The organism is Tabrizicola aquatica (assembly GCF_002900975.1).
GTDB classification, from domain to species: Bacteria; Pseudomonadota; Alphaproteobacteria; order Rhodobacterales; family Rhodobacteraceae; genus Tabrizicola; species Tabrizicola aquatica.
The window spans coordinates 1,085,619-1,103,468 of the sequence record NZ_PJON01000001.1; the positions used below are offsets into that span (position 1 = coordinate 1,085,619).

14 protein-coding genes and 1 tRNA gene are annotated in these 17,850 nt (G+C 62.1%); 13 read left to right on the forward strand and 2 right to left on the reverse strand.

The features are described 5' to 3' along the window. The first annotated feature begins 101 nt into the window (after positions 1 to 101). From CXR42_RS05300 to CXR42_RS19280, 7 genes are read left to right on the forward strand one after another with little or no spacing between them, the layout of a single operon-like run. The gene (locus CXR42_RS05300) at positions 102 to 959 is read left to right on the forward strand and encodes a BrxR family helix-turn-helix transcriptional regulator (protein WP_103256412.1); all 858 of its coding nucleotides are present in this window, start codon (positions 102 to 104) and stop codon (positions 957 to 959) included. Beyond that, positions 956 to 4,372 (forward strand): DEAD/DEAH box helicase family protein, encoded by a 3,417-nt coding sequence (locus CXR42_RS05305; protein WP_103256413.1) that lies wholly within the window; start codon positions 956 to 958, stop codon positions 4,370 to 4,372. The genes CXR42_RS05300 and CXR42_RS05305 overlap by 4 nt, the downstream gene beginning before the upstream one ends. Beyond that, complete coding sequence (locus CXR42_RS05310) at positions 4,373 to 5,896, forward strand: type I restriction-modification system subunit M (protein ID WP_103256414.1); 1,524 nt, start codon at positions 4,373 to 4,375, stop codon at positions 5,894 to 5,896. It begins immediately after the preceding gene. After that, the gene (locus CXR42_RS05315; protein WP_103256415.1) at positions 5,893 to 7,044 is read left to right on the forward strand and encodes a restriction endonuclease subunit S; all 1,152 of its coding nucleotides are present in this window, start codon (positions 5,893 to 5,895) and stop codon (positions 7,042 to 7,044) included. Before CXR42_RS05310 ends, CXR42_RS05315 begins: the two co-directional genes overlap by 4 nt. Positions 7,045 to 7,053: 9 nt before the next feature. Then, positions 7,054 to 7,614, forward strand: a complete 561-nt coding sequence (locus tag CXR42_RS05320) for a hypothetical protein (protein WP_219727920.1) — start codon at positions 7,054 to 7,056, stop codon at positions 7,612 to 7,614. Next, the gene (locus tag CXR42_RS05325) at positions 7,611 to 9,494 is read left to right on the forward strand and encodes an AAA family ATPase (protein WP_103256416.1); all 1,884 of its coding nucleotides are present in this window, start codon (positions 7,611 to 7,613) and stop codon (positions 9,492 to 9,494) included. The genes CXR42_RS05320 and CXR42_RS05325 overlap by 4 nt, the downstream gene beginning before the upstream one ends. Beyond that, a complete protein-coding gene (locus CXR42_RS19280; protein ID WP_146038003.1) occupies positions 9,494 to 10,426 on the forward strand; it encodes a hypothetical protein in 933 nt (310 codons plus the stop codon). The genes CXR42_RS05325 and CXR42_RS19280 overlap by 1 nt, the downstream gene beginning before the upstream one ends. A 300-nt stretch (positions 10,427 to 10,726) precedes the next feature. Here the strand turns inward: CXR42_RS19280 and CXR42_RS05330 are convergent. Further along, positions 10,727 to 10,816: transfer RNA gene (locus CXR42_RS05330), tRNA-Ser, on the reverse strand. 242 nt (positions 10,817 to 11,058) lie between these two features. Here CXR42_RS05330 and CXR42_RS19960 point away from each other — a divergent pair. Genes CXR42_RS19960 through tmk form a run of 3 tightly spaced genes read left to right on the forward strand, consistent with a single transcriptional unit; the run spans position 11,059 to position 14,003 of the window. Continuing rightward, complete coding sequence (locus tag CXR42_RS19960) at positions 11,059 to 12,213, forward strand: SPOR domain-containing protein (protein ID WP_146038004.1); 1,155 nt, start codon at positions 11,059 to 11,061, stop codon at positions 12,211 to 12,213. A gap of 11 nt (positions 12,214 to 12,224) precedes the next feature. After that, positions 12,225 to 13,379: a D-alanyl-D-alanine carboxypeptidase family protein gene (locus tag CXR42_RS05340; protein WP_103256417.1), complete on the forward strand. Its 1,155-nt coding sequence runs from the start codon at positions 12,225 to 12,227 to the stop codon at positions 13,377 to 13,379. Continuing rightward, entirely contained in the window at positions 13,380 to 14,003 is a 624-nt protein-coding gene (gene tmk / locus CXR42_RS05345) for a dTMP kinase (RefSeq protein ID WP_103256418.1), read from the forward strand. It abuts the gene before it with no gap. A gap of 353 nt (positions 14,004 to 14,356) precedes the next feature. Here the strand turns inward: tmk and CXR42_RS05350 are convergent, their stop codons facing one another. Continuing rightward, entirely contained in the window at positions 14,357 to 14,776 is a 420-nt protein-coding gene (locus CXR42_RS05350; RefSeq protein ID WP_103256419.1) for a VOC family protein, read from the reverse strand. A 267-nt stretch (positions 14,777 to 15,043) separates the two neighbouring features. Here CXR42_RS05350 and CXR42_RS05355 point away from each other — a divergent pair, with 267 nt between their 5' ends. The 3 genes from CXR42_RS05355 to CXR42_RS05365 are packed head-to-tail and all read left to right on the forward strand — an operon-like array spanning position 15,044 to position 17,800. After that, positions 15,044 to 16,174: a DNA polymerase III subunit delta' gene (locus CXR42_RS05355; protein WP_103256420.1), complete on the forward strand. Its 1,131-nt coding sequence runs from the start codon at positions 15,044 to 15,046 to the stop codon at positions 16,172 to 16,174. Positions 16,175 to 16,178: 4 nt separating this feature from the next. After that, positions 16,179 to 16,997 carry a TatD family hydrolase gene (locus tag CXR42_RS05360; RefSeq protein ID WP_103256421.1) on the forward strand — a complete coding sequence of 273 codons (819 nt, stop codon included), beginning with the start codon at positions 16,179 to 16,181 and terminating at the stop codon, positions 16,995 to 16,997. Continuing rightward, positions 16,997 to 17,800 carry an MBL fold metallo-hydrolase gene (locus tag CXR42_RS05365; protein ID WP_103256422.1) on the forward strand — a complete coding sequence of 268 codons (804 nt, stop codon included), beginning with the start codon at positions 16,997 to 16,999 and terminating at the stop codon, positions 17,798 to 17,800. The genes CXR42_RS05360 and CXR42_RS05365 overlap by 1 nt, the downstream gene beginning before the upstream one ends. The last annotated feature ends 50 nt before the right edge of the window (positions 17,801 to 17,850 follow it).

A 17,850-nucleotide genomic window follows, 5' to 3' on the forward strand; every position in this document is an offset into this window, starting at 1 on the left:
CACGGAAAGGGGTTGATTGCGCGGATGAGTATAGTTTATATATCCATCATCAAACGAATCGGGTTGACGCTCTTGTCCTACCTGCTCAACGAGGACCTGCCATGCGCTGGGGTGTCGAAAAACGGCTGGAGTTCATAGAATTCCGCCTCTTTTGGGAGGGCGGGATCAACCGTGCCGACATCGTCGACCAGTTCAGCGTGTCCGTGCCCCAAGCATCCAAGGATCTGACGCTCTATGAGGAAAAGGCGCCAGGAAATCTGATCTACGACAAGAGCGCGAAGCTCTACAAAGCGGCCGACGATTTTAAGCCCGTCTTCATGCAGCCCTCTGCATCCACGTACCTCGCTCATCTGCGCGAAGCGAACGGAGGAACAGCAGGCGCTACCGATGTATGGCTTGCTTCTGCACCCGAACATGATGCTTTGCCGATCCCGCACCGGCGCGTGGACGCTGAGGTCCTCCGTGACGTCCTCAAGGCTGTGAGGGACGGCCGGTCCATCGAAGTCTTCTATCAGTCTATGAGCGCCAAGAGACCTGCCCCGGAGTGGAGACCAGTTACACCCCATGCTCTCGGCAATGACGGACTGCGCTGGCATGTTCGTGCATTTTGTCACGTCGATCACAAGTTCAAGGACTTCATCCTGTCGCGATGCATAAAAACCCAGAAGCATGGATTGCCGGGCGCATCCGCGAGCGATGACATGCTTTGGCATGATCGATTTGCCGTCGCACTCGCGCCGAATCCAGCTCTTAGCGAGAGCCAGCAGTCGATTATCGCTCAAGACTACGAGATGAAGAACGGGCGCGCCGAAGTAATGGTTCGCAAGGCGATGCTCTACTATTTTCAGAAGCGCCTCCGTTTGGACATCGCCGACAAGTTGGACAACCCGCACGAAATCCCGGTCGTGGTTTCAAATCGCGCTGCCTTCGACGCGGCGCTTGCGGAGGCGATGGCATGAAGTCGATCAATTTCGAGATCCTTCGTGACGGGTGGCCCGAACTTGCGGGCCTTGGCGGTTTTGCGGAGGCCTATGCGCACGCAGATCCGGCGAGCGCGCTCGTCAAGCTTCGGCTCTTCGGCGAGAATCTGACGAAGGACATCTATCGTGAGCTTCGGCTGCCAAAGCCGGATCAGCCGACGTTTGTCGATCTCTTGAAGAGTGACGCCTTCATCGCGATCACGCCGAAGGTGGTCCTCGACAAGCTCCACGCCCTTCGAATTCACGGCAACAAAGCCGCCCACGGCGAGCCGGCGACGGTTCGAACTGCACTTTGGCTCATCCAAGAAGCGTTTGACCTAGGCCGGTGGCTCTTCGTGCAATTCGCCAAAGGCGATGCCGCGGCCATCCCAGCGTTTGTGCAACCGATGGCGGAAGCTGTCGATGAGAGCAAAGGTCAGCTAAAGCGCGAGAAGCGCCAAGTCCTAGAAAAGCTGGCCTCGCAAGAAGCACAGATGGAGGCGCTTCTCCGAGAACTGGACGCCGCGCGCGAAGCCGCCGTAACAGCGGAAAAGAAGGTTGAGGAGATTCAGTCGCTGGCATCATCCGGTGCGGCAACGGCCAACCTGCTGGCGTTCAATGAGGCGACGACCCGTGCCCGTATCATCGACAGCTTGCTCGCAACAGCCAACTGGAACGTTGGCCTTGGGAACGCCAGTACGGCGGAGGTTGGCAAGGAGGTTGAGGTCAAACATCAGCCCACTGCGTCAGGCCTTGGCTATGCTGACTATGTGCTCTGGGATGACAACGGGAATCCTCTGGCGGTCATCGAGGCCAAGAAGACAGCTGTGGACCCGGAGCGGGGACGGCAGCAGGCGAAACTGTATGCCGACGGCCTTGAGAAGATGCACGGGCAGCGTCCCCTCATCTTCTACACCAACGGTTACGACATTTGGATGTGGGACGACGTCCTGGGTTATCCGCCGCGAAAAGTGTTCGGTTACTATTCGAAGGACAGCTTGCAGTACCTCGTGAATTTTCAGCGGGCGGGTAGGAAGCCGCTCAACTCGCTTGAGCCTAATGTCGCCATCGTCAATCGTCTTTATCAGATCGAGGCGATCAAGCGCGTCTCTGAGCGGTTTACAGATAACCATCGGAAGGCGCTCGTCGTGCAGGCGACCGGCACCGGCAAGACCCGCGTTGCAATAGCCCTCGCTGAATTGCTCATTCGCGCCGGCTGGGTAAAGCGCGTCTTGTTCCTTTGCGACCGTCGTGAACTGCGCAAACAGGCCAAAAACGCTTTCGGCGATTTCCTGTCTGAGCCCATTCGCATCGTCAGCTCGCGCGTGAATCAATCGGCGAGCGAACGGATATTTCTTGCGACCTATCCCGCAATGCAAAAGGTCTACCAGTCTTTCGATGTTGGGTTCTTCGACCTGATTATCGCCGATGAGTCGCATCGAAGCATTTACAATGTATACGGCGATATGTTTCACTACTTCGACTGCCTTCAGATCGGCTTGACCGCGACGCCGATCGATTTCGTTTCGCGCAACACGTTCAGCCTATTTGGGTGTGAAGGGCAGCTGCCGACAGCGAACTACGATCTTGAACAGGCGGTTCAGGACGGTTTCCTGACGCCGTTTGAGGTTTTCGAGCATACGACGCAATTCCTTCGTGAAGGGATCAGGCTCGACATCCTGACCAAGCAGCAGATTCAGGAGCTTGAGGAACAGGGCGAAGACCCGGCGCAGTACGATTTCTCATCAGAGCAGATCGACAAGATTATCTACAACAAGGACACCAACCGCGCGATCCTTCGCAACTTGATGGAGAACGGGCTGCGCGACGCCACCGGGCAGCTTCCAGGCAAGAGCATCATCTTTGCGCGGAACCACCAACATGCTGTGCTCATGCGGCAGATGTTCGACGAGATGTATCCGCAGTACGGCGGTCGCTTCTGTCAGGTTATCGACAATTATGATCCACGCGCAGAGCAGCTCATAGACGATTTCAAGGGCGACGGCGCAAACTCCGAACTGACGATCGCGATTTCAGTCGATATGCTCGATACCGGCATCGACATCCCAGAAATCCTGAACCTTGTGTTCGCCAAACCGGTCCGTTCACCTGTCAAGTTCTGGCAGATGATCGGGCGTGGAACGCGCCTGAAGCCCGATTTGTTCGGCCCGGGTAAGGACAAGAAAATGTTCCGCATTTTCGATCACTGGGGGAACTTCGAACGCTTTGAAATGGGCTACCGGCCGGCTGAGCCGACCCAGTCGAAGCCCTTGCTCCAACTGGTATTCGAAGAACGCGTGCTGCTCGCTGAGACGGCGCTCCGGATGAGCGAAATCGCGATTTTCGACGAGGTGATAGAGCTCATCGCGAAAGACATCGAAGCGCTGCCCGAGGAATCCGTCTCGGTGCGCGAAAAGTGGCGCGAGAAGCGGGCGGTGGCCGTTCCGGCGACGCTCAAAGCCTTTGCGCCCGCGACCGTTGCGATGCTCAGGCAAGTCATCGCACCCCTCATGCAATGGCGAGACGTTCGCGGATTGAGCGATGCCCACGCGCTGGATCTCTTAATTGCGCGCGCCCAGATCGCAGTGCTTCGAAAGTCCGCAGACGTAGCCGATCTGAAAATCGATCTGCTCGATCGACTCTCGGCGCTCCAGATGCACCTCAACCCGGTGCGAGAGAAGGCTGAAGTCATCAAGCGGGTCAAAACCGACGAGTTTTGGAACGGCGTAACCGTCGCCGATCTGGAGTCGGTTCGCAAACCGCTACGGGAAATCATGCACCATCGAGACCGCCAAGGCGCCATGCCGCTGCCGGCGAAGATCATCGACGTGACGGAAGATACGGCTGGCTTCCAGACAAATCGCCGGGCGACGAGTCTGAAGACCGTCGACATGAAGGCATACCAGCAGATCGTCGAGGCCGAACTGAAGCGGCACTTCGATACGAACCCGACGCTCAAGAAGATTCGCGCGGGCGAAGCGGTTTCAGATGTCGACATTCAGGCACTTGTTTCGCTGGTCCTGATCCAAAGCCCGAACGCGAGCCGGGATGTGCTCGAAGAGTTCTTCGCCGACACGGCTCTTCCGCTGGATTTCGCGATCCGGTCGATTGTCGGGCTGGACCCGGAAGCAGTGGCGGCACGTTTCGCGGAATTCGCGGGTCGGCATCCCAGCCTTACAGCGAAGCAGACCCGCTTCCTTGGGCTGCTTCAAAATCACATCGCGCGCTTCGGGTCCGTCACGCTTGATCGCCTCTATGAGCAGCCGTTCACAGTGGTGGACGCTGACGGCCTGGATGGCGTTTTTGAGAAACCGGAGGAGATCGACGATCTTCTCGACATCCTGAGCGTCTTCGCGCCGCCTCCAGCGGCCAGCGAGGGCACAAAAGAATCCCCCGAAAGGACGAAGCACTAAATGATTACTGGTGATCTGAAGCGCAAGGTGGACGCCCTCTGGACCGAGTTCTGGCAGGGCGGCATCACCAATCCGTTGACCGTGATCGAGCAGGTCACGTTCCTTATGTTTGCGCGCCTGCTCGACATCAACGAAACGCGCGACGAGAACCGCTTGAAGCGGACGGGCAAGTCGTTTCAACGGCGGTTTTCCGATGAGGAGCAGAGCTTGCGTTGGTCGCAGTTCCGCCATCTCGGCGCCGACGCGATGCTGCCCCTCGTGCGCGACAAGGTGTTCCCGCATTTCAGGAAATCATCGACAAGTGGCTCCGCTTTCGCGGAATTCATGAAGGACGCGCAGCTCATGATCCAGAAGCCGAGCCTTCTGGTGAAGGCAGTCAACATGATCGACCAGCTGCCGCTGACCGAAGGAGACGCGAAGGGTGATCTCTACGAGTACCTTCTCAGCAAGCTGACCACCGCCGGCATCAACGGTCAGTTCCGGACGCCGCGCCACATCATCCGGTTGATGGTCGACATGCTGGAGCCGAAGCCCACCGACGTGATCGGCGATCCGTCCTGCGGCACCGGCGGCTTCCTTGTCCAGGCGATGCAGTATCTTCTCGAAACCTACACCTCGGCCGAGGGCGTTCTGGAAGAAACCGACCCCGAGACGGGGAGAACCGAAAGGACCTACACAGGCGATCTGCTGGAAATGCATCGCGAGCATATTCGCAGCGGAATGTTCCACGGCTTCGACTTCGACGCCACGATGCTACGCATCGCGGCCATGAACCTGATGCTGCACGGGGTCGATGATCCCGACATCCACTATCAAGACACGCTGAGCGCTGGCTTTACCGATAAGTTCCCGACGACCGCGGCCGAAGGCTTCAACGTCATCCTCGCGAACCCGCCCTTCAAGGGCAGCCTCGATTTCGAAGATGTTCATGCATCGCTGCTTCGTCAGGTAAAAACGAAGAAGACGGAGCTGCTTTTCCTCGTCCTGATCTTGCGCATGCTGAAGAACGGCGGCCGGTCGGCGACCATCGTGCCAGATGGTGTACTGTTCGGCTCTTCGACGGCCCACGTAACCCTGCGCAAGCTGCTGCTTGATCACAACCAGTTGGAGGCGGTGATCTCGCTGCCCTCGGGCGTGTTCAAACCCTATGCCGGGGTCAGCACCGGCATTCTGGTGTTCACCAAGGGTGGGCGGACCGATGACGTGTTTTTCTATGATGTTCAGGCCGACGGCTACTCGTTGGATGATAAGCGAGACCTCATCGACGCCAACGACCTGCCAGGGTGTTTGGCAGCATGGCGGAACCGGGATGCGGGCAGCGATACTGACCGGACGAAGAAAGCCTTCTTCGTGTCGGCCCAGGAGATCAGGGGTTCGAACTACGACTTGTCGCTCGGGAAATACAAGGAACGGGTCCTTGTCACCCAGACATATGACACCCCGGCGGCGATCCTGGATCAGATGAAGAAGCTGAACGATGACATCGCGTCGGACTTGGCAGAGCTTGAGGAACTGCTGGTATGACGAAGACCAAGAAGCTCGGTGAGGTTTTCGACATCCGTAAAGGCAAGAAGGCCGCAGCCACCTCGGACACCTTTGTCCCTGGATCACATCCCTACATCCAGATCGACGAAGTTCGCGGTGTCACCCCGACCAAATTCGCTATCGATCCGAGGCCGGTGGTGGTCACCGGCAACGATCTTTGCATCGTATGGGACGGGGCCAATGCCGGGACGGTAGGCTACGGTGTTTCCGGTGCAATCGGCAGCACAGTGTCGAGGTTGCGACTGAAAGAACCTGATCGTTGGGACCCCCGCTTCTTGGGCCGCCTGCTGGATGGGCTCTTCCCAAAACTGAACCAAGAAGCGCAGAGCCGTGGGGCCACCATCCCGCACGTCGATAAGGCAAAGTTGGAAGAGATCGACTTCCCACTGATCGAACACACTGAACAACGCCGGATCGCGGCGATACTGGATAAGGCCGATGCCATCCGCCGCAAACGCGAACATGCCCTCGCCCTGGCAGATGACTTTCTCCGGTCGGTGTTTCTGGAGATGTTTGGCCGACCGGGGCAACCGAACCCCTTGCTACCGACGAAAGAGCTTGGCCAAATATGTGATCTGTTTGCCGGAAATTCGTTGCCCGTTGGAACAACTTTTGATGGTCAGGAGCATGGGTTGCTGCTCTTGAAGGTCGGGGACATGAACCTGTCAGGCAATGAAGAAATCGTTCAGGTCGCCCGGGAATGGATAGACGAAGATCAAGTGACTGGACCGGCAATTAGGGCACCAAAAGACGCCATCGTGTTTCCCAAACGTGGCGGGGCAATCGCCACGAACAAGAAGCGGGTTCTTGGGCGGGACTGCATCCTCGACCCCAACCTCATGGCTGTAGCACCTAAAGTCGCGTCGCCAATTTCGTATCAATTCCTCCGTGTCTGGTTTGACCTATTGGACCTCTCCACACTTTCCAACGGCAGCACCGTTCCCCAGCTTAACAAGGGTGACCTCAAACCTCTCGAATTGCCAATACCCCGTCCGAACGACCTGATCGCATTTGACAGGGTTTTCGGTAACGTTACGCGGGTCCGTAAGCGACTGGCAGATGATCTGGGGATGAGTGAGTCCCTCTTCGCAGCCCTATCCCAACGTGCCTTTGCCGGTGACCTGTAGGAGCATGGCATGAGCACCCAGCCCCACACGGACGATCAGACCTCCGGCAATGCCACCACGACCGCCAGTCTGCACCGCCTGACGCTTCCAGGCCCGATGCTCCAGCGGGGGTTCTGGCTCTATGTCTGGCGGGTACAGACCCCCAAGGGGGAGCGGCTGTATGTGGGACGCACCGGTGACAGCAGCAGCCCCCATGCCACGGCCCCCTACACCCGCATGGGCCAGCACCTCGGCTTCTCAAAGGCCCAGAACAGTCTACGACGGCTGCTAACCGAGGCGGGGGTGAAGCCGGAAAGCTGTGGGCATTTCGACCTGTTTTCTTATGGCCCGATCTTTCCGGAAATCGGCATGACCAAGGAGCAGCTCCGTGCCGATCAGATGCTGCTGCACACACCGGTGCGCGACCAGATGGCCGCGCTGGAAAGGAAGTTGCGGGATGCGCTGGTGGAGGCCGGTCATCCGGTGTTGAACGTGGTCCACAGCAAGAAGCAATACGATGCCGCCCAGTGGGAAGCGGTTCGGAATGCATTCGCCGAACACTTTTCGGGCTTAGGGCGGATTGAATCATGAGACTAGCAAGAATCGAAATCGAGAACTTCAAAGGGATCGGCAGCAGGCAAGTTGTCGACCTCAAACCGATCACGTTGCTCTTCGGCCCGAACAGTGCCGGGAAGAGCACGATCCTACAATCGCTCCACTACCTGCGTGAAATTCTTGAGCGCGGGAACGCAGACCCGGACCAGACCATCGCCGGAGGGCTGATCGATCTCGGCGGGTTTGCGGCGCTGGTTCACGGTCACGACCTCAATCGTGAAATCAAGCTGAAGGTGTGTATAGACTTACAAGATGATCAAGGCAGCGAGCGCCTGCCACTAAACTCTGGCGGAAGCCTTCGCGATCCAGATTTCGCGAATCTCGGACTACGATATCTTCTTGGCGAATATGCAGAATCTCAAGAAAGCGCTTTCGTTAAGACCATAGCTCTGGGGCTGGAAGTTCAATGGAGCGAACTAATTGGAGGTCCCTTTATCTCTCGTTTGACCGTTGACATGAATGGTCGCCAGGTCGCCGAAATCCTGTCCCCTGCACAGCCTGGCCGAGCCCGGCTGTGCAATTTTCAATTTGACCACCCTTTACTCGCCGAACCTGCCCAGCCTGAACTTTTTGAGCTTTCCGAGGCCGATGATGGTGAAAAGCCGGACTTTGACACACAGTTGAAAAGAGAGATCGCTGAGCTCTCGCGGGATATGGCATCAATCGATCTTTCCTCGACGCGAGTCCAAAAGATGGGTCAGAAAATCCCAAAGGCCATCAGGGCACAGTTGGTCCAAGAACTCGCGAGCTACAAACCGGTGCGGTTCACCGACATCCACGATGGATCGGAACTCACCGGGCAAGATTCCGTCTATGCCATTGCAGTCGATACGCGATTGGGCGCATTGCCTGCTCTTGACACTCCGCTAAAGCTGGACCTGCGAGACGTTGAACCGGAAGATGTGCAAGCCGCTTCCGACGATTTACCAGAGTTCCTACGGACCCCCAGTATGGGAAAAACCAGACGTGCGATCGACATTGAGCTTGGGCGACGGAAGGCACTATCTGATCTGCTTGACGAACTGGTTCTTGGGCCTGCGAGGATCGTTCGAGACTATCTCAATGCTATGACCTACATTGGCCCGCTACGTGAAATCCCAGGTAGAAGGTATCGCCCGCGCCGTTCACCAGATGAATCGCGGTGGGCGCAGGGATTGGCGGCGTGGGATCTTCTTTATAGCGATACGGCGGGCAAGCTGCTGGAAGAAGTCAATGCATGGCTCGGTGGCGAAGAGCGGCTGAAAACCGGCTATCGTCTAGAGAAGTTCCAATTCCGGGAAGTTCCCGTTCCCAGCCGATTTCACCAGCTTTTCGATCGCGGGCTTTCCGAAGATGATCTCGGAGAGCTGCAAGAACTTTACGCAACGCTTGGCGGACGTTCCGAGATCGCTCTGCGTGATTTCGAAAAGGGCATCATCGTCGCGCCAAGTGACGTGGGAGTCGGTATTTCGCAGATGATCCCGGTGATCGTCAGTTGCCTTCGAAACCAACAGGGCATTCTCGCGATCGAGCAGCCCGAACTACACGTCCATCCCGCGATTCAAGTTGGCCTTGGCGATCTGTTCATCCACGCAGTGCAGCCGAGCGAAAGCGTCATTGGTGCGGGTAAGACCCTGCTTGTCGAAACCCACAGCGAACATATTATGCTGCGCTTGCTTCGGCGCATCCGGGAGGTGACCGAAAATGAGGTGCCGCCAGGTGTGATCGGCCTTTCGCCGAATGACCTATCGGTGATCTACGTCGAAAGCTGCGATGACGGCGTACGATTTCGGCCGCTGCGTGTTGATCGGGAAGGAGAATTCATCGACCGCTGGCCGAAAGGCTTCTTTGAAGAACGCGCCGAGGAGCTGTTCTGATGCTCTCCGAATACGCGGTGGAACCTGCAGCAATTGGTGCGGACTGGAAAACGTTTCTATTCCTGATCGAAAAGTTTGGGGTTGATAAAGGTCGCCTTATCTCACGCCTGCCGAGTAAGTGGGAGAAGAAGGTTATCCAAGAAGCGAAAGCTTCAGGCGTACCGGATATTCGCATGGCAAGCATCGTTGAACGTTTGAGTAGATCTAGGTTCAAGATGGCTGATTTTGGCCGAAGTTACAATCCAGATGCGGACTGGATCGAAAACGCTGTCCGCGAGCATGGGCGGAGACCGTTCCGCGCTATAATCTACCGTGATGGGGCAAAACCATGCGCCGAGTCCCTAGTTCCCGACGACTGTTCTGATGAAAGCGTCTTGTTTGGGGCACCGATCAGTCGTAATGTCGCAAGGACGGCCAACGAAATCGCTGACGCTCTGCTGGTTCTATCTGTGGTTGCTCGCGAAATTGACATAGTGGATCCATTCTTCGATCTGCGGCCCGCCAAAGGCGATTACATCGGCCCATTGGCAGCACTACTTGCCAAACTCGCCGTCGCAGCACCCGCAGCGAAAGTGATTAGGGTGCATTTTCGGTCTCATGTCTCTCGCCCTCCGGACCATATCCTCGCGCGTGATGCGCCGGCTCAGACGAACGGAATCCTCCCCCCAGGCTTTATCTTGGAGCTATATGAATGGGCTGCGATTCCGGGAGGCGAGGACTTCCATGACCGCTACTTTCTCACTGAGGTTGGCGGGTTGATGATCGGTGCAGGCCTGTCGGCACAGGGACCAGCTGAGTCTGCCGCATTTACACTTCTTGACGCTGGCCACGCGCAGCAACTACGTGGTCGTTTTTCAATGACGTCAACGGTTTATGCAAGAGTTGGATCAGCGGTTCGTATCGACGCCAAGGGTAACGCAGTGCTCTTCTAACCGGGATAGACTGATTTGCCTCGCTGGCGCCTTGGGTATATGCTCGATTTGTGTACCATCTGGTAAGGCGACTGCGGTCGAACTGCTTAGGCCAGAGCAAAAATACCTGTTATTTTTCATGCGCTTGCAGAAATTCACCAAATCGTCGCAGTCATGAGGTCCGGAGAATATCGGCTCTGGGAGACCGCTTTCGGGCCTCGTTGCGCCAAGGCCAGTGCTCAGCCACACCCGCATAACCCCCGAAAACAACGGAAAAATCCGTCCGCAGCCGGATCGGGAGAACGCTTTCTCAAGGGCAAGTGGCGGAGGAGGTGGGATTCGAACCCACGGCAGGGTTCCCCCTGCGTCGGTTTTCAAGACCGGTGCGATAGACCACTCCGCCACTCCTCCGACAAGAAGCGCCATACGCGGTGCCGATTGATTCTGAAAGAGAACCGCAGCGGCGATTTCCGCTGATCGTGACAGGCGGAGTTTCGCTCGGGCCTTCCCACCGGATGCCAAAGCCGGTATGTTCCCGCGCAAGGCAGGCGTTGTCGCAGCGGGCAAGGGCGGAAACAGTCCGGGCAAAAGCCCCTCGGTGCGACAGGAACAGGAAACGCGGCACGCAGACCGCGTCAGATCAAGGGCGGACCATGGCACGAGCGGCATTCCGGCATTTCGCATTCACTCTGTCCACCACCGCCTTGTTGATGGGCTGTGTTCCAGGAGGGGGCAGCGACGGGTCGGGCGGCACGTCCGCCGGTACTGCGGCAAGCCCCAGTGCCATGCGCGGCGGATCGCGCGAGGTCGAGGCACCCGATGTCTTTCAGGTCACCGACAGCGCGCTCTGGGATGGCCGGCCCTCGCTGGGCGGCATCTGGATCGCGTCGCCCGATGCCACCGACCCCGAGCGGGTGGTGATGTTCAACCCGGCCACCGGCAAGTCGGTCACCGGCGCGCTCTTCCGGCGTGAGCGGGACAATCCCGGCCCGACGTTGCAGATCTCCTCCGACGCGGCCGAGGCGTTGGGCATCCTTGCCGGCCAACCGACCGAGCTGCGCGTGACGGCCCTGCGCAAGGAAGAGGTCGCGGCCCCGGCTGAAGCCCCGGTTGCCGACCCAGCCGTCGCCGAAGGCGCAACCCCCACGGACCCGGCCGTGCAAGAGACTGCCGCACTGGCTGCCGCAGCTTTGGATGCAACAGCCGACGCGGCCCCCGACGCAGCTGTCGCCGCATCCGACGCGGCTGTCGCTGCGACCCCGGCCGAACCGCCCAGGCGCAAGACCTGGGCCGAGCGCCGGGCCGAGGCGAAAGCCAAGCGCGAGGCCGAGAAAGCTGCCAAGGCTGCCGCTGCGGCCGGTGCTGCCACCGATCCGGCCGCCGCCGGAACCGACGCTGTCGATCCCGCAGCGGGCACCGTCGCGGCCATCGAGACCGCTCCGCTGGACGCCCGTGCGCCCGAAGTGGCCGCCGGGACCGCACCGGCGCCCGAGAAAAAGACCCGCCGCCAGATCCGCGCCGAAGAGGCCGCCGCTGCCGCCGCCGCCAAGGCTGCTGCCGAAGCGCCTCCCGCCCCCGAGGCCCCCGCTGCCGCGACGGGCGGCCGCCCGATCCAGGTCGCATCCTTCTCGAAAGAGGAAAACGCCCGCCGCGCGACCGAGGCGCTGGCCAAGATCGGCATCACCGCCCAGCCGCAGAAGTCCGAACGTGACGGCAAGGCGGTCTGGGGCGTGGTCGCCGTCGGCGACGCTGCCCTTCTGGACAAGATCAAGGCCGCCGGGTTCGCCGACGCCTTCTTCCTGCAATAGAAAGCCTGCCCATGCTGCACCGCCTGCGTCCCGTCCTGATCCTCTTCGCCCTTGCGCTGGCCGCCCTGCCCGCCCGCGCCTTCGAGACGGCCGCCACCGCCGCCTGGGTCTATGACATGACCACGGGCACCGTGCTGATGGACAAGAACGCGGACGAGCCCCTGCCCCCCGCCTCGATGTCCAAGCTGATGACGATCAACATGCTGTTCGAGGCCCTCCGCGACGGCCGCGTCACGATGGAGACCGAATTCGCCGTCTCCTCCAACGCCACCGCCATGGGCGGCTCCACCATGTTCCTGCAGGAAACCGACCGGCCGACGGTCGATGACCTGATCCGCGGCATGATCGTGAACTCGGGCAATGACGCCTGCGTCGTCGTGGCCGAAGGTTTGGCGGGCACCGAAGAGGCGTTCTCGGCCCAGATGACCGAACGCGCCCGCGCGCTGGGGATGATGAACTCGACCTTCGCCAATTCCTCGGGCTGGCCCGCCCCGGACCACCGCATGTCGATGCGCGACCTTGGCATCCTGGCCCAGCACCTGATCGAGGATTTCCCCGAATACTATCCGATCTTCGCCGAGACCGAGTTCAACTTCATGGACCGCGCCCCGGCCAACGCCCGCAACCGCAACCCGCTGCTGGAACTGGGCGTCGGCGCCGATGGCCTCAAGACCGGCCACACGCAAGAGGCCGGCTATGGCCTGGTCGGCAGCGCCAAGCAGGGCGACCGCCGGGTGATCTTCGTCATCACCGGCCTGCCCAGCGAACAGGCCCGCGCCGAGGAATCCGAGCGCATCGTCGCCTGGGCCTTCCGGCAGTTCTCGGAAAAGACCGTGGCCAAGGCCGCCGTCCGCGTGGCCGAGGCCGAGGTGCATCTTGGCGCCGCCGACACCGTGGGCCTGGTCCCGGCCGAGGATGTGCGCCTGCTGGTCCCGGCCCTGGTGCAGGACAGCGTGACCGCCGAAGTCGTCTACAACGGCCCGCTTCTCGCCCCGGTCAAGGCCGGCACTGCGGTGGCAGAACTGGTGATCCATGTCCCCGACCTGCCCGACCGCCGCTTCCCCCTGGTGGCCGAGGCCGACATCGGCACCGCCGGCTTCACCAAGCGGCTGACCACCGCCGCCCGGGCGCTTTACGCGCAATATTTCGGGTCGCCGGCCAGCTGAATGGCCGGATTCTTCCTCAGCCTGGAAGGCATCGACGGCTCGGGCAAGTCCACGCAAGGCCGCTTGCTGGCCGACCGCCTGCGGCAGGCCGGTCACGCCGTCACCCTGACGCGCGAACCTGGCGGCAGCCCCGGCGCCGAAGAGATTCGCCGCCTGGTCCTGGAAGGCGCCACCGACCGCTGGTCGGCCGAGACCGAGATCCTTCTCTTCACCGCCGCCCGCCGCGACCATCTGGAAAAGGCCATCCGCCCGGCCCTGGCCCGGGGCGAGATCGTGATCACCGACCGTTTTGCCGACAGCACGCGCATCTTCCAGGGCATCACGCGGGGCGACCTGACCGAGACGGTCGACCGTCTGCACGAGTTGATGATCGGGGTCGAGCCGGACCTGACCCTCCTCTTCGACCTCGACCCAGCCGTGGGCCTCGCCCGCGCCACCGCCCGCGCCGGGGCCGAGTTGCGGTTCGAGGATATGGGCCTCGCCTTCCAGCAGAAGGCCCGGGCCGGGTTCCTGGCGCTGGCCGCCCGCCACCCGCGCTTTGCCCTGATCGACGCCGACGCCGACCCCGACACCGTCGCGGCCCGTGTCTGGTCGTCGGTCGCCCCACACCTCACCAGCCGCTGATCCCCAGCGGCCCTGGGTAAGAGGGCACGCATCCTTACGGCCTGTGACCGGGGTCAAACTGCAAGCGGAAGGTGGGCGATCCGCCCACCCTACCCCCGCGCTTCATCAGCATCCCGCAGTCCCACGGCCGCACCCAAGCCGCGCCGCTCTGTCCCCTCCCTCCTCAACCCGAAATCCCGCCTCGGCACCCCCACGGGCGTAAGGTGGGCGATCCGCCCACCCAATCCCCGCGTTCCATCAGCATCCTGCCGTGTGCCCGCCGCGCCGCAGGCCAAGACGTTCCGAGTCGCTCGGAAACTCAGCCGGTCGCAGATCCGCGCGGGCGTAGGGTGGTGATTCACCCACCCTTCCCCTCACTCTGGCAGCATTGCGGGGTTCCAGGCGATCTCCCACAAATGCCCGTCCAGGTCCTGGAAGTATCCGGCATAGCCGCCATAGAACGTCGCCCCCGGCCGCTTCACCATAACCGCCCCGGCCTGCTCGGCATCCGCCATCAGCGCATCGACCTCCGCCCGCGTTGACACGTTATGCGCCAGGGCAAAGCCGGTCGGGCTGACCGGGCGCGGCTCCAACCCGGTGTCATGCGCCAGGTCGGCCTGCGCCCACAGGGCCAGTTGCAGGCCACCGGCCAAGGGAAAGAAGGCCACCGCCCCGTGTGCGAACTCACGACCGACGATCCCTTCCGTCGGCAGCCCAAGCCCGTCCCGATAGAAGGCAACCGCCCGCTCCAGGTCCGAGACGCCCAGCGTGATCAGCGAGATTCTGGGTTGCATGGCCCCTCCGGCTAGCGGCGCTTAACTGGACAGGCACTGCGGCCCCCGGCGCCAGCCAGCCTGCCGCCGCACGATCGCCCGGTCAACCGACTCTCTCATGGGTCGCCAACCCGGGCCGATGCTCGCCCAGATCATGGTTGACACATTCCGAACGCCCGCAGCCAAGCCATTGCTTTTCCTTGCATCCCCCGGATTGTCCACCGTGGACAGCCGCCCGGCCCGACGACCCCCCTTCCCCCCGCCCCCCGGCCTGTGCAATCTCCCTCCATGGCCGCAACCGATCCCCTGCCCGACCCCGACCGCCTGGAGGGCGCCCCCCACCCGCGCGAGACCCGCGCGTTTTTCGGCCACGCCGACCAGCAGGCCGAGTTCCTGCGCGCCTTCAATTCCGGCCGCCTGCACCACGCCTGGATGCTGACTGGCCCGAAAGGGGTCGGCAAGGCGACGCTCGCCTGGCGGCTGGCCCGGTTCCTGCTCGCCACGCCCGAAGCCGACGGCGGCATGTTCGCCGCCCCCCCGCCCGACAGCCTGGAGCTCCCCGACAGCCACCCCGTCGCCCGCCGCCTGCTGCAACTGGCCGAGCCGCGCCACTTCCTGTTGCGGCGCGGGCCGAACGACAAGGAAACTGCGCTCTCGCAGGTCATTTCGGTCGACGAGGTGCGGAAGATGAAAAGCTTCTTCGCCCTCACTGCCGCCGACGGCGGCCGGCGCACCGCGATCATCGACGCGGTGGACGAGATGAACCCCGCCGCCGCCAACGCGCTTCTGAAGCTGCTGGAGGAACCCCCGCCGAACGTCACCCTCTTCCTGATCGCCCACCAGCCCGCTCGCCTCTTGCCGACCATACGCTCCCGCTGCCGCGAGCTGCGCCTGACCCCGCTGGCCCCCCAGGACCTTGCCGACGCACTGACCCAGGCCGGCGGCGACATCGCCCCCCAGGACCGCACCGCCCTGGCCGAGCTTTCCGGCGGCTCCGTGGGCGAGGCGTTCCGGCTGACCAACCTCGACGGGCTGAAGCTTTACACTGCCCTGACCCGGCTTTTCTCCACGCTCCCCCGGCTTGACCGCCCCCAGGCTCTGGCACTGGCCGACCTTGCCGCCGCAAAGGGCGCGGCCGAAACCTTCGACCTGATCGTCACCCTGATCGACCTTTTCCTCGCCCGCCTCGCCCGCTGCGGCACGACCGGTCAGACCCCGCCCGAGGCCGCGCCGCACGAGGCGCAGCTTCTCCACCGCCTCGCCCCGCACCCGCTGGCCGCCCGCGCATGGGCGGATCTGGCGCAAAGCCTGTCGTCACGGGCCCGGCGCGGGAAGGCGGTCAACCTTGACCCTGCCGCGCTTCTGATGGATATGCTCCTGAAGGTCGACGAGACGGCGGGAAGCCTCGCCCTGAGGTAGCCGAATGCCCGCCACTGAACTTGCTCCGCCCCAGCTCCCGGACCTGGTCGACAGCCACTGTCACCTCGACTTTCCCGATCTCGCCGCCGAAACGGATGCGGTCCTCGCCCGCGCCCGCGCCGCCGGCGTCAACCGGATGGTCACGATCTGCACCCGGTTGAAGAACGAACCCAAGGTCCGCGCCCTGGCCGAAGCGCACCCGCAGGTCTTTTACGCCGCCGGCACCCACCCGATGCACGCGGCCGAGGAACCCCTTGCCACGCTGGACGAGCTTGTCGCCCTCGCCCGCCATCCCCGCTTTGTCGGGATCGGCGAGACCGGCCTTGACTACCATTACACCGCCGAAAGCAAGGCGATCCAGCAGACCAGCCTGCGCATCCACATCGCGGCCGCGCAGGAAACCGGCCTGCCGCTGATCATCCACGCCCGCGACGCGGACGAGGACATGGCGGCGATCCTGGCGGAAGGCATGGCGGCGAAGCCCTACACCTGCGTCATGCACTGCTTCTCCTCTGGCCCCCGGCTGGCCGAGGCGGCGCTGGAGATGGGCTTCACCCTGTCGATTTCCGGCATCGCCGCCTTTCCGAAAAGCCAGGACCTGCGCGACATCTTCGCCCGCGCGCCCCTGGACCGGCTGATCCTGGAAACCGACAGCCCCTATCTGGCGCCCCCGCCCTATCGCGGCAAGCGCAACGAGCCGGCCTATGTCGCCCATACCGCAAGCGCGATGGCCCCGGTTTTCGGGCTGAGCTTGCAGGAATTCGCCGCGATCACCACGGCGAATTTCGACCGGCTCTTCCCCCGCGCGGCACGGGGCAGCTGATGGCACGGCTGAGTTTCACCATCCTTGGCTGTGGCTCTTCCGGCGGCGTGCCCCGGATCGGCGGCGACTGGGGCGACTGCGACCCGGCGAACCCGAAGAACCGCCGCCGGCGTTGCTCGCTTCTGATCACGCGCGAGACCGAGGCCGGGGCGACCCGCGTCCTGATCGACACCTCGCCCGACATGCGCGACCAGCTTCTGGACGCAGGCGTGGGCCGGCTGGACGGGGTGGTCTACACCCACAGCCATGCCGACCACATGCACGGCATCGACGATCTGCGCCAGGTGGTGTTCAACCTGCACCGCCGGCTGGGCGTCTGGGCCGATGGCCCGACGCAAGAGGCGCTCCTGTCCCGCTTCGGCTATGCCTTCATCCAGCCCGAGGGCAGCCCCTATCCGCCGATCCTGGACCTGCATACGATCGACGGCCCGGTCACCGTGACCGGCGAGGGCGGCCCCGTGACACTGATCCCGTTCCGCGCCGAACACGGCTCGATGGACGCGCTTGGCTTCCGCATCGGCCCCCTCGCCTATCTGCCCGACGCGGTCGAGATCCCGGATGAGTCCTGGCCGCTGCTTCAGGGCCTGGACTGCTGGATCGTCGACGCGCTGCGCCGCAAGCCGCATCCGACCCATGCGCATCTTGCCCTGGCGCTGGATTGGATTGCCCGCGCCCGGCCCACCCGCGCGGTCCTGACCAACATGCATGTCGATCTGGATTACGAGACGCTGCGGGCCGAGCTTCCGGCCCATATCGCGCCCGCCTTCGACGGCATGACCGTGGCCTATGACAACCAGCCGTGACGTTCGGCCTTTCATCTTTGCGAAAATACCCCACGGGTGCGTCCTTTGCG